This window comes from Pseudomonas sp. HC1(2025), assembly GCF_058742075.1.
The window spans coordinates 5,377,578-5,404,436 of sequence record NZ_CP196017.1 but is presented as its reverse complement, the minus strand read 5'-3'; the positions used below and the strand labels follow the sequence as shown (position 1 = coordinate 5,404,436).

General features: G+C 62.0%; 20 protein-coding genes. 3 read left to right on the top strand and 17 right to left on the bottom strand.

Features of this window, described 5'->3' with window-relative positions; translation table 11 throughout:
* Positions 1 to 53 precede the first annotated feature (53 nt).
* The 11 genes from yccS to betI all read right to left on the bottom strand — a co-directional run bounded on the left by yccS (position 54) and on the right by betI (position 15,699).
* The gene (gene yccS / locus ACSSVH_RS24300; protein ID WP_169953651.1) at positions 54 to 2,237 is read right to left on the bottom strand and encodes a YccS family putative transporter; all 2,184 of its coding nucleotides are present in this window, start codon (positions 2,235 to 2,237) and stop codon (positions 54 to 56) included.
* A 223-nt stretch (positions 2,238 to 2,460) separates the two neighbouring features.
* Positions 2,461 to 3,639: an aminoacetone oxidase family FAD-binding enzyme gene (locus ACSSVH_RS24295; protein WP_169953653.1), complete on the bottom strand. Its 1,179-nt coding sequence runs from the start codon at positions 3,637 to 3,639 to the stop codon at positions 2,461 to 2,463.
* 163 nt (positions 3,640 to 3,802) lie between these two features.
* Complete coding sequence (dbpA, locus tag ACSSVH_RS24290) at positions 3,803 to 5,140, bottom strand: ATP-dependent RNA helicase DbpA (protein WP_232545553.1); 1,338 nt, start codon at positions 5,138 to 5,140, stop codon at positions 3,803 to 3,805.
* A 130-nt stretch (positions 5,141 to 5,270) separates the two neighbouring features.
* On the bottom strand, positions 5,271 to 6,698 hold the full coding sequence (gene mdtD / locus ACSSVH_RS24285; RefSeq protein ID WP_169953655.1) for a multidrug transporter subunit MdtD: 1,428 nt from the start codon (positions 6,696 to 6,698) through the stop codon (positions 5,271 to 5,273).
* A gap of 36 nt (positions 6,699 to 6,734) precedes the next feature.
* Positions 6,735 to 7,625, bottom strand: a complete 891-nt coding sequence (locus ACSSVH_RS24280) for an alpha/beta fold hydrolase (protein WP_169953657.1) — start codon at positions 7,623 to 7,625, stop codon at positions 6,735 to 6,737.
* 256 nt (positions 7,626 to 7,881) lie between these two features.
* Positions 7,882 to 9,198 (bottom strand): TldD/PmbA family protein, encoded by a 1,317-nt coding sequence (locus ACSSVH_RS24275; protein ID WP_492633829.1) that lies wholly within the window; start codon positions 9,196 to 9,198, stop codon positions 7,882 to 7,884.
* Positions 9,198 to 10,640 (bottom strand): TldD/PmbA family protein, encoded by a 1,443-nt coding sequence (locus ACSSVH_RS24270; protein WP_492633828.1) that lies wholly within the window; start codon positions 10,638 to 10,640, stop codon positions 9,198 to 9,200. The genes ACSSVH_RS24275 and ACSSVH_RS24270 overlap by 1 nt, the downstream gene beginning before the upstream one ends.
* A gap of 127 nt (positions 10,641 to 10,767) precedes the next feature.
* Entirely contained in the window at positions 10,768 to 11,463 is a 696-nt protein-coding gene (locus ACSSVH_RS24265) for an RraA family protein (RefSeq protein ID WP_029297314.1), read from the bottom strand.
* Positions 11,464 to 11,709: 246 nt separating this feature from the next.
* Complete coding sequence (gene betA, locus ACSSVH_RS24260) at positions 11,710 to 13,410, bottom strand: choline dehydrogenase (protein ID WP_170042181.1); 1,701 nt, start codon at positions 13,408 to 13,410, stop codon at positions 11,710 to 11,712.
* A 128-nt stretch (positions 13,411 to 13,538) separates the two neighbouring features.
* Positions 13,539 to 15,011 carry a betaine-aldehyde dehydrogenase gene (gene betB, locus ACSSVH_RS24255; RefSeq protein WP_169953665.1) on the bottom strand — a complete coding sequence of 491 codons (1,473 nt, stop codon included), beginning with the start codon at positions 15,009 to 15,011 and terminating at the stop codon, positions 13,539 to 13,541.
* 94 nt (positions 15,012 to 15,105) lie between these two features.
* Positions 15,106 to 15,699 carry a transcriptional regulator BetI gene (gene betI, locus ACSSVH_RS24250; RefSeq protein ID WP_032858683.1) on the bottom strand — a complete coding sequence of 198 codons (594 nt, stop codon included), beginning with the start codon at positions 15,697 to 15,699 and terminating at the stop codon, positions 15,106 to 15,108.
* A gap of 378 nt (positions 15,700 to 16,077) precedes the next feature.
* Between betI and ACSSVH_RS24245 the strand changes: the two genes are divergently transcribed.
* A complete protein-coding gene (locus tag ACSSVH_RS24245; RefSeq protein WP_346266490.1) occupies positions 16,078 to 18,015 on the top strand; it encodes a BCCT family transporter in 1,938 nt (645 codons plus the stop codon).
* Between the two features lie 156 nt (positions 18,016 to 18,171).
* Here ACSSVH_RS24245 and choV read toward each other — a convergent pair whose 3' ends face one another.
* From choV to ACSSVH_RS24230, 3 genes are all read right to left on the bottom strand, one after another.
* Positions 18,172 to 19,350 carry a choline ABC transporter ATP-binding protein gene (gene choV / locus ACSSVH_RS24240; protein ID WP_029300678.1) on the bottom strand — a complete coding sequence of 393 codons (1,179 nt, stop codon included), beginning with the start codon at positions 19,348 to 19,350 and terminating at the stop codon, positions 18,172 to 18,174.
* Positions 19,347 to 20,192 carry a choline ABC transporter permease subunit gene (gene choW, locus ACSSVH_RS24235; protein ID WP_032858679.1) on the bottom strand — a complete coding sequence of 282 codons (846 nt, stop codon included), beginning with the start codon at positions 20,190 to 20,192 and terminating at the stop codon, positions 19,347 to 19,349. Before choW ends, choV begins: the two co-directional genes overlap by 4 nt.
* A 67-nt stretch (positions 20,193 to 20,259) precedes the next feature.
* The gene (locus ACSSVH_RS24230; RefSeq protein WP_169953669.1) at positions 20,260 to 21,207 is read right to left on the bottom strand and encodes a choline ABC transporter substrate-binding protein; all 948 of its coding nucleotides are present in this window, start codon (positions 21,205 to 21,207) and stop codon (positions 20,260 to 20,262) included.
* 427 nt (positions 21,208 to 21,634) lie between these two features.
* On the opposite strand from ACSSVH_RS24230, the gene ACSSVH_RS24225 reads away from it, so the two are divergent.
* Both ACSSVH_RS24225 and gbdR read left to right on the top strand, forming a co-directional pair.
* Complete coding sequence (locus ACSSVH_RS24225) at positions 21,635 to 23,011, top strand: L-serine ammonia-lyase (protein ID WP_170042182.1); 1,377 nt, start codon at positions 21,635 to 21,637, stop codon at positions 23,009 to 23,011.
* Between the two features lie 578 nt (positions 23,012 to 23,589).
* Positions 23,590 to 24,693, top strand: a complete 1,104-nt coding sequence (gene gbdR / locus ACSSVH_RS24220) for a choline metabolism transcriptional regulator GbdR (protein WP_029300670.1) — start codon at positions 23,590 to 23,592, stop codon at positions 24,691 to 24,693.
* Between the two features lie 88 nt (positions 24,694 to 24,781).
* On the opposite strand, the gene ACSSVH_RS24215 is transcribed toward gbdR, so the two are convergent.
* From ACSSVH_RS24215 to ACSSVH_RS24205, 3 genes are all read right to left on the bottom strand, one after another.
* The gene (locus ACSSVH_RS24215; RefSeq protein WP_492633827.1) at positions 24,782 to 25,045 is read right to left on the bottom strand and encodes a hypothetical protein; all 264 of its coding nucleotides are present in this window, start codon (positions 25,043 to 25,045) and stop codon (positions 24,782 to 24,784) included.
* Between the two features lie 248 nt (positions 25,046 to 25,293).
* Entirely contained in the window at positions 25,294 to 25,767 is a 474-nt protein-coding gene (locus ACSSVH_RS24210) for a thioesterase family protein (protein ID WP_172313600.1), read from the bottom strand.
* 117 nt (positions 25,768 to 25,884) lie between these two features.
* The gene (locus tag ACSSVH_RS24205) at positions 25,885 to 26,850 is read right to left on the bottom strand and encodes an L-carnitine dehydrogenase (protein ID WP_169953677.1); all 966 of its coding nucleotides are present in this window, start codon (positions 26,848 to 26,850) and stop codon (positions 25,885 to 25,887) included.
* Positions 26,851 to 26,859: the final 9 nt, after the last annotated feature.

Genomic DNA, 26,859 nt, shown 5'->3' with positions numbered 1-26,859 from the left:
CCCACATGGGAATGCATTTCAAAGGTAGGCGCTGGCTCACCTGCGATGACGGCCTAAGCCGCACTGGTTTCCTTGATCAAATGCGCCGCCAAGGTACGCAGCGGCCCCAACTGCCGACAGATCAACCCCAACTGTGTCTGTACCAGGCGTTGTGCTTCGTCGATCTCATCCGGCATCTGCTCCAGCTCCACCGCCAGCGCTTCCTCGGCATCGCTTTGCACCGCGATCGGCTGCTTGTTCGCCAGCCCCGTGGCGATTTCGTCGATGCTCGTGGCGAGGGTCTTGCCCGCGCCTTCGATCAGGTGCTCGCGCACGTCTGCTGGCAGTTGGGTGTCGCGGTGCGCGCCAAGCCCCGAGAGGTAACTGAGCAAGGTGTGGGACAGCACCAGGAATCGGAAGCCTACGTCGGCTTCCTTACGGAAATGCCCAGGCTCCATCAGCATATTGGCCAGGGTGGTGGACAGCGCGGCGTCGGCGTTGTGTGCATTGCGCCGGGCCAGGCGGTAGGCCAGGTCGTCGCTCTTGCCGGCGGCATATTGCTGCATGATCTGGCGCAGGTAGATGCTGTTGCAGGTCAGGGTGTTGGCCAGCACTTTGTTCAGGCGCCGGCCTTGCCAGTCCGGCAGGAACAGGAACACCGCCAGCCCGGCGATCAGGCTGCCGAGCAGGGTATCGAACAAGCGCGGCAGGAACAGCCCGTAGCCATCGCCCACCTGGTTGAAGCAGAACAGCACCATCAGGGTAATGGCCGCGGTGGCCAGGGTGTAGCGGGTGGTGCGGTTGATAAAGAACACCAGCCCGGCGGCGATGGCGAACATCGATTGCACCAGGGGGCTGGGGAACAGATCGAACAGCGCCCAGGCCACTGTCAGGCCGATGGCTGTGCCGACGATCCGCTGGCCGAGCTTGCGCCGCGTAGCGCCGTAGTTGGGCTGGCAGACAAACAGGGTGGTGAGGATGATCCAGTAGCCCTGGGACGGGTGGATCAAATGCACCATGCCGTAGCCGACACTCAGCGCCAGCGGCAGGCGCAGGGCGTGACGGAACAGCAGCGAAGTCGGGGTCAGTTGGGTACGCAGGCGCGTCCACATTTCCTTGAGGTTGCGCGGCGAACGGTCCAGCAGGCTGCTGTCGCTGGCATCTGCCAGGCTGTCGGGGTTGCTGGCGTCACTGAGCAGGCGGTCGAGGGTCGACAGGTTAGCCGCCAGCGCGCGCAACGAACGCAGCAGCCCGCGCCAGGCCGGGTTGCTCTGGATGCGCAGGTGTTCGAGGGAGGCGTTCAGGTCGCCCAGGGCCTCGGCGAAGCTGTCGTCGTAGACGAATGGCTGGCGCAACTGGATCGACTCGGCGAGGGCCTGGCAGGCCTTGCCTTGCTGGCGCAGCAGGCGCTGGCAGCGGAACAGCACATCGCTGTGGAAGAACGCCTCGGCCAGGGCGTTGTAGGGGTAGTGGGAGGAGCTGGCGCGCTCGTGGATGTCCTGGGCCAGGAAGTACAGCTTGAGGTAGCGGCTGACCTTGGACCCCGGCCGGCCATTGCCGACACGGTGCAGGATGATTTCCTTGGCCGCATTGAGCGCCGCCACCACCCGGCCATTTTGTTGCGCCAGCTCCAGGCGCCGCGCTTCTACGTCCAGCTGGCGAATAGGCTCGAACAACGATGACTTGAGCTTGAGGTAACGCCCCAGCTCGCGAAACAGCCGGGCCAGGCTCTGTTGCACCGGCTGGTTGGAAAACATTGCCTGCCACAGCACCGACAGTGCGCCGTACCAGGCGGCACCGGCCACCAGCAGCAAAGGCTCGTGCCAGAAGTCGGTGACGGCACCGCCGCGCTGGTCCACGCCGATCATGGTGTAGACCGACAGGATCAAGGTGGCCGAGGCTATCGCCCCATAACGCTCGCCCAACGCGCCGAGCATGGTCAGGCAAAAACTCGCCAGGGCGATGGCGATGGCAAAAATCCACGGGTAGGGAAACAGCAACTCCACCGACAGCGCCGCCACGCTGAAGCACACCAGCGTTACCGCCAGCGCATTGAGGCGGCCCTGCCAGCTGTCATCGGTCTCGGCCAGGGCGCTGGCGATAATCCCCAGGAACAGCGGGATCAGCAGCGACATTTCATCCTGATACCAGCACAGCGCCATGCTGCCGGTGAGGGCGATAAACACCCGTACGCTGTAACTGAACTTATCCAGTGCCCAAAGGCGCCGCATGGACTGCTTGAACGAGGTCGAGGACATGAAGTCTGGGGTCTTCCGGGACGATGCCGCTAAATTGAGCCAGTAATGACGCCACGGCAAGCGTGGCGATCACATTCATAAGCAAAAAATATCCCAGGCACCGCAATCAACTGTAGGAGCCGGTTTGCCGGCGATAGCGGTGGGTCAACCGGCAAATGGGGCACTGATACACCGCTATCGCCGGCAAACCGGCTCCTACAGTTTGATCGAGTACATCCTTGGTTCAGGCGTACTGCGCCGCCGCATACCCCGAAGCCCAGGCCCACTGGAAGTTGAAGCCGCCCAGGTGCCCGGTCACGTCCAGCACTTCGCCGATAAAATACAGGCCGGGGCTTTTCAGCGACTCCATGGTCTTGGACGACACTTCCCGCGTATCCACCCCGCCCAGGGTGACTTCGGCGGTGCGGTAGCCTTCGGTGCCGGCCGGGACCAATTGCCAGCAGCCCAGCCGGGTGGCGATGTCCGCGAGTTCGGCGTGGGTGTATTGCTTCATCGGCTTGGACACAAACCACGTCTCGGCCAGCAGGTTGGCCATCTTCTTGGTGAAGATCTCGCCCAGCAGGGTCTTGAGCTCGCTGTTGGGGCGCTCGGCCTGTTGCTGTTGCAGCCAGGCGTGGGCGTCGTGGTCGGGCAGCAGGTTGATCTCAACCGTGTCGCCGGGCTCCCAGTACGAGGAAATCTGCAAAATCGCCGGCCCGCTCAGGCCGCGATGGGTAAACAGAATGTTCTCGCGAAAGCTCTGCTCGTTGCAGCTGACCAGGCAATCGACCGAGGTGCCGGACAGCTCGCCACACAGCTCCTTGAGCTGATCGGTGATGGTAAACGGCACCAGGCCTGCGCGGGTCGGCAGCAGTTCATGACCGAACTGCCTGGCTACCTGATAACCAAAGCCGGTGGCGCCCAGGGTCGGAATCGACAGGCCGCCGGTGGCAATCACCAGGGATTCGCAGCGCAACTCGCCGAGGGTGGTTTGCAGTTGGTAGCCGCTGTCGAGCCTGGCGATCTCCTGGATCGAGGTGTCCAGGTGCAGGCTCACGCCGGTCTGGATGCATTCGTCGAGCAGCATGCCGAGGATGTCGCTGGATTTGTTATCGCAGAACAGCTGACCGAGTTTTTTCTCGTGGTACGGCACGCCATGCTTGGCCACCAAGGCGATGAAATCCCACTGGGTGTAGCGGGCCAGGGCGGATTTGCAGAAGTGTGCATTGTGCGAGAGGAAGTTGGCCGGCTCGGTGTACATGTTGGTGAAGTTACAGCGGCCACCGCCGGACATCAGGATCTTCTTGCCGGCCTTGTTCGCATGGTCGATCAGCATCACCTTGCGCCCACGCCCGGCGGCGGTCAGCGCGCACATCAAGCCTGCGGCGCCAGCGCCAATGATCACAACTTCGGTCGAGCGCACAGCAATGTCCTCACAAAAACCTGATTTGAAATGCAATCAACTGTGGGAGCTGGCTTGCCTGCGATGGCATCAACTCGGTCAATCTGTCAGACCGAGTCGCCTGCATCGCGGGCAAGCCCGGCTCCCACATTGATTCGGTTCCTTCAACAGCAACGCGGTGTGCTTACAGGATCCGTACGCGCAACGAACGGCCCTTGATCTTGCCGTCGTTCAAGCGCTGCAACGCCTGCTTGGCGACGCTGCGCTCCACCGCCACGTAGGCCTGGAAGTCAAAGATCGCGATCTTGCCGACCTGGGCGCCCGGAATCCCGGCTTCACCGGTCAGCGCGCCAAGGATGTCGCCTGGGCGGACCTTGTCTTTACGGCCGGCAGCAATGCACAACGTGCTCATCACCGGCAGCAGCGGCGCGCCGCCCTGGGACTTGAGGTTGCTCAGTTGGTCCCAGTTCAGCGGGGCTTTTTGCAGCAGTTCGATGGCCTGGGCGCGGTGCGCCTCGGACGGTGCCACCAGGCTGATGGCGATCCCGGTCTCACCGGCACGACCGGTACGGCCGACGCGGTGGATGTGGATTTCCGAATCGCGGGCCAGTTCGACGTTGATCACCATGTCCAGCGAGTCGATGTCCAGGCCACGGGCCGCCACGTCGGTGGCCACCAGTACCGAAGTACTGCGGTTGGCGAACATCGCCAGCACCTGGTCACGGTCGCGCTGTTCCAGGTCGCCATGCAGGCCGACTGCAGAAATGCCCTTGGCGGTCAGGTGATCCACGGTTTCCTGCACTTGCTGCTTGGTAAAGCAGAAGGCCACGCAAGAGGCCGGACGGAAGTGCGACAGCACCTTGGTCACCGCGTCCATGCGTTCTTCCGGGGAGATTTCGTAGAAACGCTGCTCGATCTGCTCATCGGAGTGGAACGCTTCGGCCTTGACCTGCTGCGGCGCGCGCATGAATTTGGAGGCCAGTTGCTTGATGCTCACCGGGTAGGTGGCCGAGAACAGCAGGGTCTGGCGACGGGCCGGGGTCTTGCTGATGATGTCTTCGATGGCGTCGTAGAAGCCCATGTCGAGCATGCGGTCGGCTTCATCGAGGATCAGCGTGTTCAAACCGTCCAGCACCAGCGAACCCTTGCGCAGGTGTTGCTGGATGCGGCCCGGGGTGCCGACGATGACGTGGGCGCCATGCTCCAGGGAAGCGATCTGCGGGCCGAGGGAGACGCCGCCGCACAGGGTCAGTACCTTGATGTTGTCTTCGGCGCGGGCCAGGCGGCGGATTTCCTTGGCCACCTGGTCTGCCAGCTCGCGGGTCGGGCACATCACCAGGGCCTGGCAACCGAAGTAGCGCGGGTTGATCGGGTTCAGCAGGCCGATACCAAAGGCAGCGGTCTTGCCGCTGCCGGTCTTGGCCTGGGCGATCAGGTCCAGCCCCTTGAGGATCACCGGCAAGCTTTGCGCCTGGATCTGCGTCATCTCGGCATAACCCAGCGAGTCGAGGTTAGCCAGCATGGCGGCGGAGAGCGGCAAAGTATTAAAAGCGGTGGCGATGGTGGTCACGGGACTGGCTCTGCAAAACAAAATGTCGCGCAGTGTACCAGCCCCGTGGGAATTTCCCTGCAAGTTCTAGACGAGTCGCTGCTTAATGCTCAATGTCGTGCTCGCGGCTGACCACCCGTTTGCCGTCTTTTGGCGACAATTGCAGGAAGATCGCCGCCGCCAGCATCGCCATGATGCCCACGGTGAGGAACGTCAACTGGAATGCCTCAAGCACCGTATTGACTCCATCGTTACCGGCTTCGGCAGTAAACCCGCCAAGCAGGGCACCGGCGCAGGCCACCCCCAGGCTCAGGGCCAGTTGCGCCACCACCGACAGCAGGCTGTTGCCGCTGCTGGCCTGGGCGTCGTCGAGGTCGATCAGGGTCACGGTGTTCATCGCGGTAAATTGCAGGGAGTTGATCGCCCCCAGTACCGCGAGCATCGCCAGCAACAGCGGGTACGGCGTCTGCTCGCTGACCAGGCCCATGCTCGCCAGCATGATCCCCAGCGCCAGGGTGTTGCCGGTGAGCACGATGCGATAGCCCAGGCGTTCGATCAGCGGCCGGGCGATGGACTTGGCGAGCATGGCCGCCGCCGCCAGGGGCAACATGCTCATCCCCGCCTGGGACGGCGAATAGCCCAGGGCGATCTGCAACAACAGCGGTACGAGGAACGGCAGGGCGCCGCTGCCCAGGCGCGCGAACAGGTTGCCGAGAATGCCCACGGCAAAGGTCCGGGTCTTGAACAGCACCGGCGAGAACAGTGGGTTTTCGATATGCCCGGCGCGCAGCCAGTAGGCCGCCAGGCACGCCATGCCGCCGAACAGCAGCAACATCACGCGCAAATGCGGCAAGTGCAGCTCACCCAGGCCTTCCATGGCAATGGTGATCAGCACCATCGCCGCGCCAAACAGCAAAAAGCCCAGGCTGTCGAAGCGTGTACGCTCGCTGCCGCGCAGGTCGGGGATGAACTTCCACACGGCGTAGCAGCCGATCATGCCCACCGGCAGGTTGATCAGGAAGATCCAGTGCCAGGTCAGGTATTGCACCATCCAGCCGCCCATGGTCGGGCCGAGCAAGGGGCCGAGCAGGCCGGGGATGGTGATAAAGCCCATGATCCGCACCAGCTCCGAGCGCGGGTAGGCGCGTAGCACCACCAGCCGGCCGACCGGCAGCATCAGCGCACCGCCCAGGCCCTGGATCACCCGCGCGCCCACCAGCATGGTCAGGCTGCTGGACAGGGCGCACAGCAGCGAGCCGATGCTGAACAGCATGATCGCGCCAAAGAAAATCTTCTTGGTGCCGAAACGGTCGGCGATCCAGCCCGAGGCCGGGATCAGCAAGGCCACGGTGAGCATGTAGGCGATGATCACGCCCTGCATGCGCAGCGGGTTTTCCGCCAGATCCTCGGCCATGGCGGGCAGTGCCGTGTTGAGAATCGTGCCGTCGAGCGACTGCATGAAGAAGGCAATCGCGACCACCCAGGGCAACCAGCGGGCAGTCTTGGCATCGAGCACGACACGATTGGGCATGGGATCCCTTTTTGTTAGCAGGCTATGTGTTGCCGATTATGCGCTAACCTCCGCCGGTTTTCCCACTGGCGGTTCGTCTATATCTGACAGGGGAACGTCTTTACCCACCAGGAAATCGATCAACGCCCGGTGCACCGCCAGCGCCGCCTCCCGCGACTCCAGGTCGAGCAAATGGCCGGTGTGCTCGGCGCTGGCGAAGCTGCTGCGGCCCACGTACTGCTTGAACAGTTGGGCTTCATTGGCCGGGGTGTATTCGTCCAGGGTGCCGTTGAGAAAATGCACCGGGGTTTCGATCTGGCGCAATTGCGGCAGGTAGTTGCCATCGCCCAGGGCAAGCACCTGATGAATATGAAAGCGCGCCTGGCGGTACTCAGTGGTGGCCATGGTCGACAGGTGCCGATGGTTATTGCGCTTGAGTCGGCTGGAGAGGAATTTGCCGACGGTTTCATTGAGCAGGTGGCCGACGGCGGACTTGTCATCGGCCTCGATCAGCACCCGCACGCGCTCCACGTATTCGAGCATCGCCTGGTTGAGATTGGGCGCCAGGGCCATCACCACCGAGCTTTCGATAGAAGGTGGGTTGCGCGCCAGGGTCAGCAGGGTCGAGATGCCGCCCCAGGAGGCCGACACCAGGTGGTTGACCTGGAAACGCTCCACCAGCGCCCGCAGGATCTCGACTTCGTCGTCCTTGGTCACCAGGTCCAGATCGGTGTTGTGGGGGCGCGAATAGCCGGAAAACGGCAAGTCGAACATCAACACATTGAAATGCTCGGCCAGGCACTTGCTGGTGCGGGCGAATGAGCGGGTGGTGGACAGCGCGCCGTTGACCAACAGCACGGTCTTGCGTTGCGGATCGTTACCCAGTTGCTCTACGTGAACGTTGTAGTGCTTGAACAACTTATCAATGACAAAACTTCCTTGGTACATGTCAACGCTCCGGCTCGCCCTATCCCGGGCGAGGTCATGCATCGCTTGCGCGCAAGCGGGTTGAAAGGTGGCGGGATGCCACCAACCGTTATAACGAGGTTTTGGAGTGTCGACAACAGCCCGCCAACCAACGGGGTGCGGCAAGGGACGGTTCATCAGAACCCAGGGTATTCCCCTGTAGGAGCCGGCTTGCCGGCGATCAGGCCCGGGAGCCTGACGGCGATCTTCTGGCCGCCATCGCCGCCAAGCCGGGCGTTTACAAGGTCAGGGTCAGACGTTTTACCAGCGCGCCGGGCAGCAGGTTGGACGAGGTATTACGCTCGCCATAGGTGCTGGCCGACAGCAACAACTCGCGCTCGGCAGTCAATGCCTCCAACTGTGAGCCCAGCAGTTGGTAGACGCTATCGTCAAAACGCATGGTGCTGACCGGCGCCTTGATCTCACCGTCTTGCACCCAGAACGTGGCGAAGCGGGTCATGCCCGTCAGGCGCGCCGCCGGTTGGTCGGAGTAGTTCAGGTACCACAGGTTGCTGATGTACAGGCCGGTGCCCAGTTGCTTGAGGATATCGGCCTGGGCCAGGCTGCCGGCGGCCATCTGCAAAGCGCTGGGGGACTCATCGGCGCTAGCGCCGTTGGTGCTCAAATCGTATTCGGCGGCGCTGCGCGAGTTGACCAGTTGCCCTTGCGCCTGGCCATTGGCGATCAAGGTCACGTCGCTGCGCGGGTAGCCGTCACGGGAGAACGCCGGGCTCAAGGAGGCCGTGATCTGTTCGCTCATGTCCACCAGCGGGCTCAGGGCCTGGTCGCCGGCATACAGGCGCTGCAACGGGCTGCCCTTGCTGGCGATGGCCTGCGCAGAAAAACCACCCCAGGCGAGCATGCCGATGATTTCTTCCATGGCCGCCGGTGCCAGGTACGCGCGGTATTGACCGGGCGCCAGGGTGTGCAAGGGCCGGCCAAGGAACTCCAGTTGTTCGCGGGCTTGCTGCAAGCGCTGGGCAAAGGCCGCGCTGTCCCAGGCATCGCCGGCGTAGCTGGCCTTGACCGCCTCGCCATTGGCATGGAACAGGCTGAAATCAAAGTTGAAACTATTAGCCTGATGCCAGCCAAAAGCCCCCGACGAGCTGGCGAACCCACGGCTGATCGGCCCGGCGGCATAAATGCCGACCAGGTCGAAACCTTGGGCGCCCTGGCTGATTTCGCCCAGGACCTGATCGAGGTCCGGCAGCGCCTGAGCCTGCTCGCTGCTGTTTTGCCAGGCCGTGTGATTGAGCAGCAGGTAAGGATCCTTGGGCAGCAAGGGCAAGGTTTCGCGCAGTTGCTGCAGGCCCTCGGCCAGGCGCTGGCGGTCCACCTCGGGGTCTCCGGCCAGGGTGATACCGAGGTCGGCGTGCCGGCCATCGTTGATCAGCTTGAGGTTGACACTGGCCTGCTGTACCTGGCCGGCCTGGCGCACCTTGGCGTGGTTGAAACGCACGAATTCGGACGACTCTGCCGCGTAGTCCAGATGAAACTGTTCCCCTTCGGTGATGGCCTGCTTGAGCCACTCCACCAGGTCCTTGAAAGCCTTCATCAGGCGTCTCCCCCAAACACATCCACATCACTGAAGACACACGCCGGCGATGCATGGCCGACGCGGATCACCTGGTTCGGCTCGCCCTTGCCACAGTTGGGCGTGCCCAGCACCTTGAAGGTACTGGCATCGCCCACGGCGCTGAGCTTGCGCCAGAACTGCGCGGAAATCGCCCGGTAGTTGGGGTTCTTCACCACGCCCTTGAGTTCGCCATTCTCGATCAACTGGCCCCATTCGCAGCCGAACTGGAACTTGTTGCGCGCATCATCGATGGACCAGGAACGGTTGGTCGACATCAGGATGCCGTGCTCGATGCCGCCGATCAGTTGCCCCAGGCTCTGGTCGCCGGCCTCGATATTGAGGTTGGCCATGCGGTCGATGGGCGCGCGGTTCCAACTGCTGGCGCGGCTGTTGGCCACGCCGCCCATGCCCGAGCGGTATTGCGACAGCGCCCCGCCCAGGGGCTTGAGCAGCAGGCCGTTACGGATCAGGAACTGCTTGTTGGCGGGCGTGCCGTCATCGTCATGGGCGTAGCTGGCCAGTTGCTCGGGAATGTCGGGGTCAAAGGTCACGTTCAGCAGGTTGGAGCCGTATTGCAGGTGCCCGAAGTCGCTGGCCTTGACGAAGCTGGTGCCGGCGTAATTGCGCTCGTCACCGAGGATGCGGTCCAGCTCCAGGGGATGGCCGATGGACTCGTGGATCTGCAGGATCATCTGGTCGGGCATCAGCAGCAGGTCGCGCGGGCCTTGGGGCGTGTTGGGGGCCAGCAGCAGTTGCAGGGCCTCGTCGGCAATTCGGGGTGCGGCTCCGACCAGGCCGAAGCGGCTGATGACATCAAAGCCACCTTGCTGGCCAAAGTTGCTGCCACCCAGGGTGCGGGTCTGGCTGTCGTTGCCGTCGTAGGCGGTCACGTTGACGCCGGGGAACACAAAGCGCTGGGCCTGGCGCAACTCGGCGCCGGCGCTGTTGAGGTAAATCTGTTCAACGCGGGTGGTGCCCAGGCTGACCTCCCAGTTCACCAGGCGCTCGTCCTTGGGCACGGCGGCCGATTCGGCGCCGAGCAGTTGGTAGCAGTCGCTCAGGGACGGGAAGGGTTGCTCGAGTTCTGGCGACAGATAGTCGGCGACGTCGCTGGACACCGGCTGGTCGCGCAGGTCGAGCAGGGCGTGGGGCCTGATCCGACGGGCTTGCTGCTCGGCACGCTCGAGGGCGGCTTGCAGGCCGGTCAGGGAAATATCATTCGTGGCCGCGTAGGCTTCGACCCCGTTGAGGCGCACGGTGAGCATGGCGCCTTCGTCGCGGCTCAGGTGTGGCGGCTCGGCAACGTTCTTGCGCACCGACAGGTACTGGCCAGACTCGCGTACGTAGCGCAGGGAAAAGAACTCGGCGCGGGTGCGCAGGGCGGCGAAATGTTGTTTGAGTTGCGGGTGTTTGTCGAACATGGGGCCTTCCTTGTGGGCGGTGATGGCTTTGAGGGCCCCATCGCGGGCAAGCCAGCTCCCACCTTTTGAATGTGTTCACAAATCAAAATGTGGGAGCTGGCTTGCCTGCGATGCTTTTGCCTTGGCTTTAGACCGGGCAACCCTTGGCGCGCAAAATCGCGTCAAAGCGATCAGGGTCCAGGGTGCCGGCTTCGATGGCGGCCAGTGTGGCTTTCTCGCGGGCCAGCAGGTCATGGCAGCGCACCAGCAATTCCGGCAGTTCGCTGCGCGAGGCGGCGACCACGCCGTCGCCGTCGCCGATCATCAGGTCGCCAGGCGCTACCAGCATGCCAGCGCAGGAGATCGGCACGTTGATCTCGCCGCCGCCGTCAGTGCTCGGGCCACGATGCACGCCGCCGATGGCGTAGGCTGGCAGTTCGCCGGTCTGCCATTCGTCGAGGTCACGCAGGGCGCCGTTGATCACCACCCCGACAATGCCGGCCTTCAGGGCCATGGCGCGCATGATGCCGCCGAACACCGCACGGGTCAGGTCGGCGCTGCCGTCGATCACCAGCACATCGCCCGGGCGGGCCATTTGCATGGCTTTGAGAATCATCAGGTTGTCACCGGGGCGCACTCGCACGGTCAGCGCACTGCCAAGCATCGGTGCATTGCCGTGGAAGGCCTTCAGGCCCAGGCCACCGACGTTACGGCCCAGGCAGTCGCTGACGGCCGCGGCCGGGATCTTGCTGAATTCCTTCAGCCATTTCGGGTCCAGCGGTTCAACGTTTGGATTGATCAGGAAGCCGGTAGGCCATTTGCTCGAAGAAACGACATCAAACATGAGAAAGCCTCGTGGCCAGGCAGAAGCCGGCGTGTCGGTAGGAAGGTGAAACGTTTGCGCGAGGGACTAGATTAGGCCGGCGCGGGGGGTGGGATCAAGGGCGGGGCAGTGTAGGAAGAGTCTGGGAAGATGTGTGTTGGCTGGGTGGGCCTCATCGGGAGCAAGCCCCCTCCCACATTTTGATGGGTGAATACATTCAAATGTGGGAGCTGGCTTGCCTGCGATAGGAGCGCCGCGGTGTAACGCTTACCGCGCGGTCGGACCCACTTCACGCAACGGCTTGCCACGCACTGGCGCATCGCCGGCCACGTAGTAGTCCGCGGTGCTGCGTGGCAACTGGCGGCCACGCATCTTGTCGGCGATTTTCTCGGCGATCATGATGGTTGGCGCGTTCAGGTTGCCGGTGGTGATGATCGGCATGATCGACGCATCGACCACCCGCAGGCCCTGCATGCCATGCACGCGGCCTTCGCCATCGACCACGGCCATTTCGTCGGTGCCCATCTTGCACGAGCAGGAGGGGTGGAACGCGGTTTCGGCGTGTTCGCGGATGAACTTGTCCAGTTGCTCGTCGGTTTGCACGTCGATGCCCGGGCTGATCTCGCGGCCACGGTACGGGTCCAGTGCCGGCTGCTGCATGATTTCACGGGTCAGGCGGATGCCATCGCGAAACTCTTGCCAGTCCTGCTCGGTGGCCATGTAGTTGAAGAGGATGCTCGGGTAGTCCCGTGGGTTCTTCGACTTCACTTGCACACGGCCACGGCTCGGCGAACGCATGGAGCCCATGTGCGCCTGGAAACCGTGCTCTTTCACACCGTTGCTGCCGTTGTAGTTAATCGCGACCGGGAGGAAGTGGTACTGGATGTTCGGCCATTCGAATTCTTCACGGGTACGGATAAAACCGCCCGCCTCGAACTGGTTGCTGGCGCCGATGCCGGTGCCGTTGAACAGCCATTCGGCACCAATGGCCGGCTGGTTGTACCAGAGCAGCGACGGGTACAGCGAGACCGGCTGGGTGCAGGCGTATTGCAGATACAGCTCCAGGTGGTCCTGCAGGTTTTCACCGACGCCTGGCAGGTCGTGGACCACCGGGATGTCGAGGCTTTCGAGGAGTTTGGCCGGGCCTACACCGGAGCGTTGCAGCAATTGCGGCGAAGCGATGGCGCCGCTGCACACCAGCACTTCCTTGCGCGCGCGGGCTTCAACACGTTCTTCGGCGGCGCCGATCAGGTAACGCACGCCGACCGCACGCTTGCCTTCGAACAACACTTTGTCGGTCAGGGCATGGGTGACGATGGTCAGGGTCGAACGTTTCTTGGCGGTGTCCAGGTAGCCACGGGCGGTACTGGCGCGACGGCCTTTGGGCGTCACGGTACGGTCCATCGGGCCGAAGCCTTCTTGCTGGTAGCCGTTCAAGTCCTCGGTACGCGGGTAACCGGCCTGCACGCCGGCTTCAACCATGGCGTGGAACAGCGGGTTATTCCCGGCTTTAGGCGTGGTCACGCTGACCGGACCTTCGCCACCGTGGTAGTCGTTAGGGCCGATGTCGCGGGTTTCGGCCTTGCGGAAATACGGCAGGCAGTCGAGGTAGCTCCAGTCTTCCAGGCCTGGCAGCTTCGACCAGTTGTCGTAGTCCATGGCGTTGCCACGGATGTAGCACATGCCGTTGATCAGCGACGAGCCACCCAGGCCCTTGCCGCGCCCACATTCCATGCGGCGGCCGTCCATGTGTGGCTCTGGATCGGTTTCATAGGCCCAGTTGTAGCGGCGGCCTTGCAGCGGGAACGCCAGGGCGGCGGGCATCTGGGTACGGAAATCGAAACGGTAGTCCGGGCCGCCGGCTTCCAGCAGCAGGACGGTGACGCCTTCGTCTTCGGTCAGACGGGTCGCCAGGGTGTTACCGGCGGAACCGGCACCCACAATGATGTAGTCGTATTCTTGGGACATAAATGCACCCTCTTTGGAGATGGTCAGGTCAGGCGAGGGCGTTGCCCTCGATCGCCGGCAAGCCGGCTCCTACAGGTCGTGCGCAATCCTTGTAGGAGCCCGCTTGCGGGCGATTGGCGGTAGCCGGGTTAGAACACCGAGGCGTAGTCGCCCAGCTCAACCTGTACCGATTTGATGCGGGTGAAGTTGTTCAGCGAGCTGATGCCGTTCTCTCGGCCAACACCCGACTGCTTGTAGCCGCCCACCGGCATCTTGGCGTCGGACTCGCCCCAGGCGTTGATCCAGCAGATACCGGCTTCCAACTGATGAATCACGCGGTGAGCGCGGTTCAGATCGCGGGTCACCAGGCCAGCGGCCAGGCCGAAGTCGGTGTCGTTGGCACGACGGATCACTTCTTCTTCGGTCTCGTAGGTGAGGATGCTCATTACCGGGCCAAAGATTTCTTCACGCACGATGGTCATGTCGTCGGTGCAGTCAGTGAACACGGTCGGTGCCACGAACGCGCCCTTGGCGAAGTCGCCGTCGGTCAGGCGGTCGCCGCCGCACAGCAGGCGTGCGCCTTCTTCCTTGCCCTTGGCGATGTAGCCCAGCACGCTTTCCATGTGGGCGAAGCTGACCAGTGGGCCGAAGTTGGTGTTTTCGTCTTCTGGGTTGCCAACGCGGATGCGCGCAACACGCTCCACGATCTTGGCTTCAAAGGCAGCTTGCAGGTGCTTTGGAATAAACACGCGGGTGCCGTTGGTGCAGACCTGGCCGGAGCTGTAGAAGTTGGCCATCATCGCGGTGTCGGCGGCGCGATCCAGGTCGGCGTCGTCGAAGATGATCAGCGGGGATTTGCCGCCCAGTTCCATGGTCACGTCTTTGAGCGAGGAACTCGAAGCGCTGGCCATGACCTTCTTGCCGGTGTCGGTGCCGCCGGTGAAGGAGATTTTTTCGATGCGTGGGTGCTCGGTCAGCCAGGTGCCGACTTCACGACCGCTGCCGGTCAGGACGTTGAACACGCCATCCGGAACGCCGGCTTCGGTGTAGATCTCGGCCAGTTTCAGGGTGGTCAGCGACGTCACTTCGCTTGGCTTGAAGATCATTGCGTTGCCGGCCGCCAGGGCTGGGGCAGACTTCCACAGGGCGATCTGGATCGGGTAGTTCCACGCGCCGATACCGGCGACCACGCCCAGCGGCTCGCGGCGGGTGTATACGAACGAAGTGGTACGCAGCGGGATCTGCTCGCCTTCGATGGCGGGCACCAGGCCGGCGTAGTATTCCAGCACGTCGGCGCCGGTGACGATGTCGACGTACTTGGTTTCAGAGAAGGATTTACCGGTGTCCAGGGTTTCCAGGGCGGCCAGTTCATCGTTGCGCTCGCGCAGGATTTCCACGGCGCGACGCAGAATGCGCGAACGCTCCATGGCGGTCATCGCGGCCCAGATTTTCTGGCCCTTTTCGGCGCTGACCACCGCACGCTCAACGTCTTCGAACGTAGCGCGCTGCACGTTGGCGAGAACTTCACCGTTAGCCGGGTTGATGGCTTCGAAGGTGGCATCGCTGCCAGCGTCGCTGTAGCCGCCGTCAATGTAGAGTTTTTGCAGTTCGAAACGGGCCATAAAGTCCTCGCAAGTGCATAAGTGGTTGGCGTTAACCACTGAAGGGGCATAGCCCGCTCAGCAGCAGTTCAGGGGTTGAGCGTTTATGTGGGCTCTAACTCACCTGCTTGGCCAATTGGAAATCCATGTATTCGTAAGCGATCCGTTGCGCCTGCTCCGTGTCGAAAGCGTCTCCCGACAGGGCGCCGCGCAACCACAAGCCGTCGATCAGGGCCGCCAGGCCTCGGGCTGCGCTGCGTGCATCTTCCAGCGGCAGCACACGGCGGAACTGGCAGCACAGGTTGGAATACAGGCGGTGATCGTTGATCCGCTGCAACCTGTGCAAAGACGGGTGGTGCATGCTGGTGGCCCAGAAGGCCAGCCAGGTTTTCATTGCCGGGCCGTTGACCTGGCTGGCGTCGAAGTTGCCGCCAATAATCACTTGAAGGTGCGCCCGGGGGCTGTCTTCCTTCAATGCCTGCCGGCGTTCGTGGACGTTCTCGATCAGCACATTCATCAGGTACCGCATGGTTGCGGCGATCAGGCCATTCTTGTCCTGAAAGTAGTGACTGATGATGCCGTTCGAGACGCCGGCCAGACGGGCGATCAGCGCAATGCTGGCATCTCCCATCCCAACCTGATCGATGGCCGTCAATGTGGCTTCGATCAACTGCTGGCGGCGTATGGGTTGCATACCGACCTTGGGCATGTAGCACCTCTCCTTAGGCCTGCCGACGGGCGTAAACGTTCGTCGGCTTGAAGGCCAGTCTATTTTGTTTTGATTGAACGTTCAATCAACAAAGAATAAGATCTGCGACAAATGGTCGCTGCCTACAGGTATTTCCTACATGTCGGCAGGCACATCTGACATCCGTAAAAACCCTTGAAACCGCCCATGACCCTGGGTCGCTGGGGTTCGGGGATTTTCGGGATGTCTTTATAACACCCGTCCGTCGACTGCCGAAAAATCGATGGCGCGGGTCACGCGCTGCCTTGTGTCCTCTCTCGCACTGCCCGGAGCCTCTGTGCCATGAGTTCTGCCTCTCTTATAAAGACCCCACCGGAAAAGGTGCGGGTCAACGGTTGGGTGTTCTACACCTCCACCGCGCTGATCCTGTTGTTGACCGCCGTTCTGATCATCGCCCCGCAAGAGGCCGGCAGAATGCTGGGAGTCGCCCAGACCTGGCTCTCGAAGAGCTTTGGCTGGTACTACATGGTGGTTATCGCCGCCTACCTGGTATTTGTCGTGGGCCTGGCGTTTTCGTCCTACGGCAAATTGAAGCTGGGCAGCAAGGCCGATACCCCGGACTTCAGCTACGGCGCCTGGGCCGGCATGTTGTTCTCCTCGGGCATCGGCATCTCGTTGCTGTACTTCGGCGCGTCCGAGCCGTTGGACCACTACTTCAACCCGCCCGAAGGCGCCGCCGCCACCCATATGGCCGCGCGCCAGGCGTTGCAGCTGACCTTCCTGCACTGGGGCCTGCATGGCTGGGCGATCTATGCGCTGGTCGGCCTGGCCGTGGCGTACTTTGCTTACCGCCATAACCAGCCGCTGGCCCTGCGTTCGGCGCTGTACCCGTTGATGGGCGAGCGCTGGGTCAAGGGTGCGGCCGGTCATGCGGTGGATGGCTTCGGCATGTTCGTGACCCTGCTGGGCCTGGTGACGAACCTGGGGATTGGTTCGATGCAAGTGTCGTCCGGGCTGGAAAACCTGTTCGGCATGGAGCACAGCAACACCAACCTGCTGATCGTGATCATCGTGATGAGCACCGTGGCGACCATCGCCGCTGTGTCGGGCGTGGAGAATGGCATTCGCCGCCTGTCCAACCTGAACATCGTGCTGTTCAGCGGCTTGCTGATTTTTGTGCTGCTGTTTGGCCCGACCCTGCACCTGCTCAACGGCTTTGTGCAGAACCTGGGCGACTACATGAACGGCCTGGTGCTCAAAACCTTCGACCTCTACGTGTACGAAGGCGATGGCGAGAAGTCCGAGCGCTGGATGGGCCTTTGGACCCTGTTCTACTGGGCCTGGTGGATTTCCTGGGCACCGTTCGTAGGCATGTTCATCGCGCGCATTTCCCGTGGTCGTACCGTGCGTGAACTGGTGGCTGGCGTATTGCTGATCCCGCTGGGCTTTACCCTGGCGTGGCTGTCGATCTTCGGCAACTCGGCGTTGGACCTGGTGCTCAACCACGGTGCGGTGGAGCTGGGCAAGACCGCGCTGGAACAGCCATCCATGGCGATCTACCAGTTGCTGGAATACTACCCGGCGTCGAAAGTGGTGATCGGCGTGTCGATCTTTGTCGGCTTTGTGCTGTTCCTGACGCCGGCGGATTCTGGCGCGGTGATGATGGCCAACCTGTCGTGCAAAGGTGGCAATGTGGATGAGGATGCGCCGCACTGGCTGCGGATCTTCTGGTCGGCGGTGATCACCCTGGTGACCATCGGCTTGCTGTTTGCCGGCAACTTTGAAGCCATGCAGACCATGGTGGTACTGGCGGGCCTGCCGTTCTCGGTGGTGCTGATCTTCTTTATGTTCGGTTTGCACAAGGCCATGCGCCAGGATGTGGCCATCGAACAGGAGCAGGCGCAATTGGCCGAACGCGGCCGTCGCGGTTTCAGCGAGCGCCTCACCGCCCAGGACCTGCAACCGAGCCAGGCGGTGGTGCAACGCTTTATGGACAAGAAAGTCACCCCGGCGCTGGAGGAAGCGGCCGTGGCATTGCGCGCCCAGGGGCTGGATGTGCAGACGCTGCTGGGTAAGTCCAAGCGCTGCATTGGCGTGCGGATCGAGATGGAAGGCAACCCGTTTGTCTACGAGGTGAGCCTGGACGGTTACCTGGCGGCGCCCAGTGAGTCGATCGAGGCGGACGAGGAACGTGCGCGCTACTACCGCGCCGAGGTCTACCTGCACAACGGCGGCCAGGAATACGACCTGATGGGCTTCACCCAGGAGCAGATCACCCGGGATGTGCTCGATCAATTTGAAAGCCATCGGCAGCTCCTTGGCCGTGTCTATAGCTGATAAAAGCCGGCGGTGTCGTCACTGACACCGCCTGTTCAAACTTGGCAATGCGCTCAAATGTAGGGGCTGGCTTGCCAGCGATAGCGGTGTTGGATTCACTACCGCTATCGCTGGCAAGCCAGCTCCTACAATGACCCAGTTCCTTCAGTTGGGTCTTTAGCCCAGGTTCTTGCCCAGCAGGGCGTGGTACAGCTCGCTATCCCCCAGAATCCCGACCACCTTGTTGTTGTCGTGCAGCACCAGCTTGTTGCCGGTCTGGTAGCGAATCTGCAACGCATCGCGCATGCCGATATTCGAATCCACCAAGGTCGGCAACCGCCCCAGGCCTTCCACGGCTTGCCCTGGCGCCCAGTTCTGCAGGTTCATTGCCACGCCATTTTGCCGCGCGCCCTGGATGGTGTTGCCTTCGGCCAGGTCCAGCCATGAGTCGCCGCCTGGGTCCAGGCACACCGAGCCGTTGACCCGCTTGCAGTTGTCCAGGGTGCGCATCAGGCTGCGGCCGCACAACACGTTCAGCGGGTTGGTATGGGCGACGAAGGTGCGCACATAGTCATCCGCCGGGTTCAGCACAATCTCTTCCGGCACGCTGTACTGGATGATCTTGCCGTCTTTCATGATCGCGATCCGGCTACCGAGCTTGAGCGCCTCATCCAGGTCGTGGCTGACGAACACGATGGTCTTGCTCAGCTTGCGTTGCAGCTCCAGCAGTTCATCCTGCAGGCCTTGGCGGATCAGGGGGTCGAGGGCCGAGAAGGGTTCGTCCATCAGCAGGATATCGGCGTCCATCGCCAGGGCGCGAGCCAGGCCGACGCGCTGTTGCATGCCGCCCGAGAGTTCGTCGGGCTTCTTGTTGCGCCATTGGGTCAGGCCCACCAGCTCAAGTTTTTCGTCCACCAGCTTGCGCCGCTCTTTCTCGGGGCGGCCCTGCATCTCCAGGCCAAAGCTGATGTTTTCGCGCACCGTGAGCCAGGGCATCAGGGCGAACTTCTGGAACACCATGGCGATGCGCTTGGTGCGCATCATTTTCAGCTCTGCCGGGGTGCATGAGGCGATGTCGATCTGGCGCCCTTCATGCTCGACAAACAACTGGCCACGGCTCACGGTGTTAAGGCCGTTGATACAGCGCAACAGGCTGGATTTGCCGGAGCCGGACAGGCCCATCAACACGCAGATCTCGCCTTTCTCGATATCCAGGCTGGCCTTTTCCACGCCGACGATCTGCCCGGTCTTTTTCAGGATTTCGTTGCGGTGCATCCCCTCGTCCAGCAGCTTGAGGGCTTCGCGTGGGTCTTTGGAGAAGATCACGTCGACATTGTCGAATCGGATAATGCTCATGCATCACCCCCTACTTTGGCGTCGGGTTGTTTGCAGATGCGGTCGAGCATGATGGCCAGCAGCACAATCGCCAGGCCGGCTTCAAAGCCCAGGGCAATGTCGGCGGTGTTCAGCGCGTTGACCACGGGTTTGCCGAGGCCGTCGGCGCCCACCAGGGCCGCGATCACCACCATCGACAACGACAGCATGATGCATTGGGTAATGCCGGCAGCAATGCTCGGCATGGCGTGGGGCAGTTCGATGCGCGAGAGCAACTGGCGGCGCGAGCAGCCAAAGGCCTTGCCGGCATCCATCAACTCTTGCGGCACATCGCGGATGCCCAGGTAGGTCAGGCGGATCGGCGCGGCAATCGCGAACACCACCGTGGAGATCAGGCCAGGCACCACGCCCAGCCCGAAGAGGGTCAGGGTCGGGATGAGGTAGACGAAGGTTGGCACGGTCTGCATCAAATCGAGCACCGGGCGCATCATCGTGTAGAACATCGGCTTGTGCGCGGCAACAATGCCCAGCGGCACGCCGATCACCACGCAGACCAGGGTGGCGAACAGCACCTGCGCCAGGGTCTCCATGGTTTCCTGCCAGTACCCCAGGTTGAGGATCAGCAGGAAGGAGGCGATGACAAATACGGTCAGGCCCCACTTACGTTGAATGTAGTGAGCAAGCAGCGCAATCAGACCGATCAATGCCAGCGGATTGAACCAGGTCAGCGCAAACGTCACGCCGTGGATCATCGTTTCCAGTGTCGATGCGATCGCGTCGAAATAATCGGCGCCGTTCTGCGTCAACCATTCAACGAAGGCAGCGATGTACTGGCCTAGTGGGATTTTCTGTTCAGTCAGCATGGTAGTGAATGTCCACATGCGAAGAGGGAAAACATCCCGGGCCGGCACGCCGGCCCAGGGTCAGCGGTTACTTGTCGAGGTAGGCTTTCACGGCGGCAAGTCCTGGTTTGCCATCAAGGGTGGTGACCCCGGCGAGCCAGGTGTCGAGTACTTGCGGGTTCTTCTTCAGCCAGGCCTTGGCGGCTACGTCGGGTTTCATCTTGTCGTCGAGGACGTTGCCCATCAGGGTGCTTTCCATGTCCAGGGTGAACGACAGGTTTTTCAGCAGTTGGCCAACGTTGCTGCACTCCTGCACGTAGCCCTTGCGGGTGTTGGTGTAGATGGTGGCCTGGCCGTAGTTGGGGCCGAATGAATCGTCACCTCCAGTCAGGTACTTGAGTTTGAAGCGGGTGTTCATCGGGTGCGGTTCCCAGGCGAGGAACACAATGGCCTGGCCGCGCTTGGTGGCACGGTCCACTTGCGAGAGCATCCCCGCTTCGCTGGACTCCACCACCTTGAAGCCTGCGTCCTTCAAGCCGAACTGATTCTTGTCGATCACGCTCTGGATCGTACGGTTGCCGTCGTTGCCCGGCTCGATGCCGTAGATCTTGCCGCCCAGTTCGTCCTTGAATTTGACGATGTCGGCGAAGTCCTTCAGGCCCTTGTCGTACAGCGCTTGCGGCACGGCCAGGGTGTATTTGGCGTTTTCCAGGTTGGCGCGCACGGTTTCCACGGTGCCGGCATCACGGTACTGCTTGATGTCGTTTTCCATGGTTGGCATCCAGTTGCCAAGGAAGATATCCATGTTCTTGCCGTCGGCCAGGGACTTGTAGGTCACGGGTACGGAAATCATCGTGGTGCGGGGCTTGTAGCCCAGGCCCTTGAGGACTTCGCTGGTGGTGGCGGTGGTGACGGTGATATCGGTCCAGCCGACATCGGAGAAGTTGACGGTGCTGCACTGCTCAGGATCAGCAGCGAGGGCCGCAAGGGGAAGACTCAGCATGGCGGCCAACAACAACGGGGGGGAACCTTTCATGGGTTTGGACTCCTGGTGTTTTTCCGGCGGTGCTTGACCGCGCTTATAAGTGTTGCAGTTGGGGCGTGCGAGCGATGTGCAGCCTCGGTGCCTTGCAAACGAGTCGAGACTGATCATGTACCAGTGAAAATCTGACGCCTACAGGGTGGGTCGTATCCAGTACAGGGATGGTCGTATCCAGTGTCGGTGACGTCGCTTACAGATTTTTCCATAGGCAAAACTGCACTTTTTCTCGATCTGCGCCGCAAAAAACGGCGATTACGTCCCATTGCACGGGGAAGACGCTGGTGAGCATGGGTATGTCGGTGTGAGACGCCGGACGGCGCAGTGAAAGCTTGATGATGCCGCCATCTGGGCGACTTGAGCGTAGCAGCTCCGCCACCAGGCGTTATTGCGCCTGGCCTGTGCTATCGAGGAGTTTCGCGCAATGGCTATCAGCGTTTTCGACCTGTTCAAGATCGGCATTGGGCCGTCCAGTTCCCACACCGTCGGCCCCATGCGCGCCGCGGCGTTATTCGTCCAGGGCTTGCGGGAACGTGCGCTTGTGGATCAGGTGCGGCGTGTCGAAGTGCAGCTGTATGGCTCGTTATCGGCCACCGGCATCGGCCACGGCAGCGACAACGCGGTGATCATGGGGCTGATGGGCGAGTGGCCAGACGCGATTGATCCATCGCAGATCGGCCTGCGTATCGAGGCCCTGCGTGAGACGCAGACGTTGCTGTTGGACAACCGCTTCCCGGTGCCGTTTGTGTGGTCGCGGGACATGCGCCTGATCGACGAAAACCTGCCATTCCATCCCAACGCCATGACCCTGGTGGTCTACGGCGCCCAGACCGAGTTGCATCGCGATACCTACTATTCGGTGGGCGGCGGCTTTGTGGTGGATGAAGCCCAGGCGCGCAGCGGCGTGGCAGATATGGACCGCACCGAACTGCCCTATGATTTCTCCAGCGCGGTGGAGTTGTTGCAGTTGTGCAAGACCCACAACCTGCGCGTCGCCGAACTGATGCTGGCCAATGAAAAGGTCTGGCGTTCCGAGGAAGAAATCCGCAGCGGCCTGATGAAACTCTGGCGTGCCATGCAGGACTGCGTCGAGCAGGGCCTCAAGCACGAAGGCATCCTGCCCGGCGGCTTGAATGTGCGCCGCCGCGCCGCCAAGTTGCACCGCAGCCTGCAGGAGCTGGGCAAGCCGAATGTGATCGGCTCGACCTTGAGCGCCATGGAGTGGGTCAACCTGTTCGCCCTGGCCGTCAACGAAGAAAACGCTGCCGGTGGGCGCATGGTCACGGCCCCGACCAACGGGGCGGCGGGGATCATTCCGGCGGTGCTGCACTACTTTATGAAGTTCAGCGAGGAAGTCACCGAGGCCAATGTGGTGGACTACTTTCTCGGTGCGGCGGCCATCGGCATTCTGTGCAAGAAGAATGCGTCGATCTCTGGCGCCGAAGTCGGTTGCCAGGGCGAAGTCGGCTCGGCCTGCGCCATGGCGGCGGCGGGGCTGGCAGAGATTCTCGGCGCCTCGCCGGAGCAGGTGTGCAACGCCGCCGAAATCGGCCTGGAGCACAACCTCGGCCTGACCTGCGACCCGGTGGGCGGCCTGGTGCAAGTGCCGTGCATCGAGCGCAATGCGATTGCAGCGGTCAAGGCAATCAATGCCGCGCAGATGGCATTGCGTGGCGACGGCCAGCACTTTATCTCCCTGGACCGGGTGATCCGCACCATGCGCGATACCGGGGCGGATATGCACGACAAGTACAAGGAGACCTCGCGGGGTGGGTTGGCGGTGAGTGCTGTTGAGTGTTAAGCGAACCCAATGCTCAAAGCAGTGAAGATCAAATGTGGGAGCGGGCTTGCCCGCGAATGCGGTGTATCAGTCAACATCTTAATTGACTGACCCACCGCATTCGCGAGCAAGCCCGCTCCCACAGGGGATCTGCGCTTAACTGACTGGCATTGGGGCTTGCCCGCGATGACGCAGGGTCAAACCCCACTGCTCATAAAGTGAACACTTCACCCCCAACACGCCACCTTTTAGCGCGTCGCAAACAGATAAGTAGCCCCCAAACGATTTCCCTCCCGACCACCCGTCACCTGTGCGTGTGGTGACACACTTTTCCTACGCCCTGAAAGCGCCTTCCCACAAGTGCTACCGATCTGCTCACAGACCGTGAGCGTAGGCTTTTTCCGACTCATATCCTCACGCCGGGCGCGGGCTTATATAGACACCTCAATAGGTCGTTTTCAGGAGTTATTGAATACCTATTCAACTTTAGGCATGGCATTTGCTCTATCAATTCAAAGCCTCTCTCCTGACGGACGAAGAGTGCAATAACAAGAGCCTCGCCTGAGGCCATCACCTGCTTTGTGTGAGGAGATACCGCGATGACGTCGTTCAACTCCGGGGCTCAACCCCAGAACCGTGCGCCTCAATCCATCGGCTTTTTGCTGCTGGACAATTTCACGCTGATTTCCCTGGCGTCCGCAGTGGAGCCACTGCGCATGGCCAACCAATTGTCCGGTCGCGAGCTGTATCGCTGGACCACCTTGAGCGTCGACGGCAACCAGGTATGGGCCAGCGATGGCCTGCAAATCACCCCCGATTGCTCCATGCACAAAGCCCCGGCCCTGGACACCGTGATTGTCTGCGGCGGCGTGGGTATCCAGCGCACCGTGACCCGCGAACATGTGTCGTGGCTGCAAAGCCAGGCGCGCCAGTCCCGCCGCCTCGGCGCGGTGTGCACCGGCAGTTGGGCCCTGGCCTGCGCCGGCTTGCTCGACGGGTTTGATTGCAGCGTGCACTGGGAATGCCTGGCGTCGATGCAGGAAGCTTTCCCACGGGTGTCGATGAGCACGCGCCTGTTCACCCTCGACCGCAATCGCTTCACCAGTTCGGGCGGCACCGCGCCGCTGGACATGATGCTGCACCTGATCAGCCGCGACCACGGCCGTGAACTGTCGGCGGCGATTTCCGAGATGTTTGTGTACGAACGTATCCGCAATGAACAGGATCACCAGCGTGTGCCGCTCAAGCACATGCTCGGCACCAACCAGCCGAAGCTGCAGGAAATCGTCGCGCTGATGGAAGCCAACCTAGAGGAGCCGATCGACCTCGATGAACTGGCCGTCTACGTCGCCGTCTCGCGGCGCCAGCTGGAGCGCCTGTTCCAGAAATACCTGCACTGCTCGCCGTCGCGCTACTACCTCAAGCTGCGTCTGATCCGTGCCCGGCAGTTGCTCAAGCAAACGCCGATGTCGATCATCGAAGTGGCCTCGGTGTGCGGGTTTGTGTCCACGCCGCATTTCTCCAAGTGCTACCGCGAGTATTTCGGCATTCCGCCACGGGATGAACGCGTCGGTTCCAACACCACCCAGCAAGTGGCGATGATGCCGATTCCGCAGGCGTTGGTGTTGTCACCGTTGGCGGGGCCGATGTCGGCGTTGAGCCAGGCGCGCAATGAGTCGACGTTTGCCAGTGTAAGGCTGTAGACCGAGGCGCCTGCATCGCAGGCAAGCCAGCTCCCACATTTGGAGTGCATTCCCCTGTGGGAGCGGGCTTGCCCGCGATAGCGGTGTATCAGGCCCCAGAACTCTTCCTGAATGCCCCCAAAGCAGGCAACAACTGCTTATCAATCGCCTGGCGCACCGCCGGCAGAATCGTCGCGCTGCCGGTATACATCTGTTCGACCATGCCCTTGAGTGCCTTGGCCCGCGCTTCACTCAAGCCGCGTACCGCACATTCACAGGCCTGCTCGGCAGTGGCGCCGCTGGACACCTCGAAACCCAGGGAGCGCAGCTGGCTCAGCAGGTCATCCTGATCAATCAAATCCGCGTGCATCATGATGTTCATCCTGGTTAGGGGAGACTTCGATCAGGTTCGATTCTGGTGGGCCGTCAGCGGGTCGGCAAGGCCTGAATGGCGCGATGGCTGGAACGACTATGAACAGGTCGTTTTCGGGCCAGTTGCCAAGAATGGTTGTGGGCACACTTAGGCTCAAGCAAGCAGATTGAAGGTTTGGTCACCCTCGGCCCGCACGCTCGCACAAAGCACTCTGCCCCGATCCTGTCACGGCTGGATCGGGGCTTTTTTTATTTGACCGGCAGGCCGATGACACGCCCGAGCAGGGCCGGCCGGGGCAGGTCTGCCTGCTCGCTGCTGATTGCCGCCAGGCGCTGTGCCACCGCTGCGCTGAACGGTGCCGAGCGTGGCCCGGCAAGGTCGACATGCAGCAGCATCTGCTCATTACCCGCCAGCTCCCGCTCTTCGCCCACCAGGTGCAGGCTGTGATACAGATGCAGGCGTTTGTTGTCATGGGCGATCAACTGGGTGTGCACCTCGACCTCGGCGTCCAGCTTCACTTCGTGCAGGTAGTTCAAGTGCAGTTCCAGGGTAAACAACGAGTGGCCGCTGGCTTCGCGGTTGTCGCTGTCCAGGCCCAGGGTGTCCATCAACGCATCGGTGGCGTAGCTGAAGATCAGCAGGTAGAACGCATCGCGCAGGTGGCCGTTGTAATCGACCCAGTCGGGGATGATGTGGGTGGTGTAGGTCGTCAGTGCGGGCATGTCGTCAATTCCAGATCTGTACTCGGTCAGCTGTGGGAGCTGGCTTGCCTGCGATGGTGGTGGTCAATCCAACACCGTTATCCCAGGCAACCCAGCTCCCACAGAAATAAACAGCCGTTATTCGGCGAAGCTCATGCCGTGTTTTTCTTTGGTGGTCTTCACCGCCTCCAGCACCGCCAGCAGGCAATCATCACGATAGCGCTCCAGCGCCGCAATGCTATGGCTGCCCAACTGCTCGCGGGTGCCATCGACCACATCATCAATCAGTTTGTCCGTCAGTTCCGGTGCCGGCAGGTAGGTCCACGGCAGCTGCAACGCCGGGCCGAATTGCGCCATGAAATGCCGCATCCCGGCGTCGCCGCCGGCCAAGGTATAGGTGAGGAACGTGCCCATGAACGACCAGCGCAAACCGGCGCCAAAGCGGATCGCATCGTCGATCTCGCCGGTGGTCGCTACACCGTCGTTGACCAGATGCAACGCCTCGCGCCACAGCGCCTCAAGCAAGCGGTCGGCGATAAAACCGGGGACTTCCTTGCGCACATGCAGCGGGCGCATGCCCAGGGATTCGTAGACTTTTATCGCCGCCTGGATCGCTTCGGGCGCAGTGTGTTTGCCGCCGACCACTTCCACCAGCGGCAGCAGGTACACCGGGTTGAACGGGTGGCCGACCACGCAGCGCTGCGGGTGTGTGGCGCTTTCATAAAACTCGCTGGGCAAAAGCCCCGAAGTGCTGGAGCCGATCAACGCATTGGGCTTGGCTGCCGCGCTGATCTTGCTGTGCAGCTCCAGCTTCAGCTCCAGGCGTTCGGGGGCGCTTTCCTGGATGAAGTCGGCGTCTTGCACGCATTCTTCGATGGTCGCGACAAACCGCAGGCGGTCCTGGGAGGCGCCCGGTGCCAGGCCCTGCTTTTCCAGGGCGGCCCAGGCATTGGCGACACGCTTGCGCAGGGCCGCTTCGGCGCCGGGCGCCGGGTCCCAGGCCACCACATCCAGGCCATGGGCGAGGGCGCGGGATACCCAGCCGCTGCCGATGACACCACTGCCCAGGGCGGCGAAGGTTTTGATTTCGGTGATAAAGCTCATTTCGGTAAT

Bases quoted from the DNA above. Each gene is read 5' to 3' on its own strand.
- yccS (WP_169953651.1), bottom strand. From the start codon at position 2,237: ATGTCCTCGACCTCGTTCAAGCAGTCCATGCGGCGCCTTTGGGCACTG.
- dbpA (WP_232545553.1), bottom strand. From the start codon at position 5,140: ATGCTGGCTAACCTCGACTCGCTGGGTTATGCCGAGATGACGCAGATC.
- mdtD (WP_169953655.1), bottom strand. From the start codon at position 6,698: ATGCCCAATCGTGTCGTGCTCGATGCCAAGACTGCCCGCTGGTTGCCC.
- ACSSVH_RS24280 (WP_169953657.1), bottom strand. From the start codon at position 7,625: ATGTACCAAGGAAGTTTTGTCATTGATAAGTTGTTCAAGCACTACAAC.
- ACSSVH_RS24275 (WP_492633829.1), bottom strand. From the start codon at position 9,198: ATGAAGGCTTTCAAGGACCTGGTGGAGTGGCTCAAGCAGGCCATCACC.
- ACSSVH_RS24270 (WP_492633828.1), bottom strand. From the start codon at position 10,640: ATGTTCGACAAACACCCGCAACTCAAACAACATTTCGCCGCCCTGCGC.
- ACSSVH_RS24265 (WP_029297314.1), bottom strand. From the start codon at position 11,463: ATGTTTGATGTCGTTTCTTCGAGCAAATGGCCTACCGGCTTCCTGATC.
- betA (WP_170042181.1), bottom strand. From the start codon at position 13,410: ATGTCCCAAGAATACGACTACATCATTGTGGGTGCCGGTTCCGCCGGT.
- betB (WP_169953665.1), bottom strand. From the start codon at position 15,011: ATGGCCCGTTTCGAACTGCAAAAACTCTACATTGACGGCGGCTACAGC.
- betI (WP_032858683.1), bottom strand. From the start codon at position 15,699: ATGCCCAAGGTCGGTATGCAACCCATACGCCGCCAGCAGTTGATCGAA.
- choV (WP_029300678.1), bottom strand. From the start codon at position 19,350: ATGAGCATTATCCGATTCGACAATGTCGACGTGATCTTCTCCAAAGAC.
- choW (WP_032858679.1), bottom strand. From the start codon at position 20,192: ATGCTGACTGAACAGAAAATCCCACTAGGCCAGTACATCGCTGCCTTC.
- ACSSVH_RS24230 (WP_169953669.1), bottom strand. From the start codon at position 21,207: ATGAAAGGTTCCCCCCCGTTGTTGTTGGCCGCCATGCTGAGTCTTCCC.
- ACSSVH_RS24225 (WP_170042182.1), top strand. From the start codon at position 21,635: ATGGCTATCAGCGTTTTCGACCTGTTCAAGATCGGCATTGGGCCGTCC.
- gbdR (WP_029300670.1), top strand. From the start codon at position 23,590: ATGACGTCGTTCAACTCCGGGGCTCAACCCCAGAACCGTGCGCCTCAA.
- ACSSVH_RS24215 (WP_492633827.1), bottom strand. From the start codon at position 25,045: ATGATGCACGCGGATTTGATTGATCAGGATGACCTGCTGAGCCAGCTG.
- ACSSVH_RS24210 (WP_172313600.1), bottom strand. From the start codon at position 25,767: ATGCCCGCACTGACGACCTACACCACCCACATCATCCCCGACTGGGTC.
- ACSSVH_RS24205 (WP_169953677.1), bottom strand. From the start codon at position 26,850: ATGAGCTTTATCACCGAAATCAAAACCTTCGCCGCCCTGGGCAGTGGT.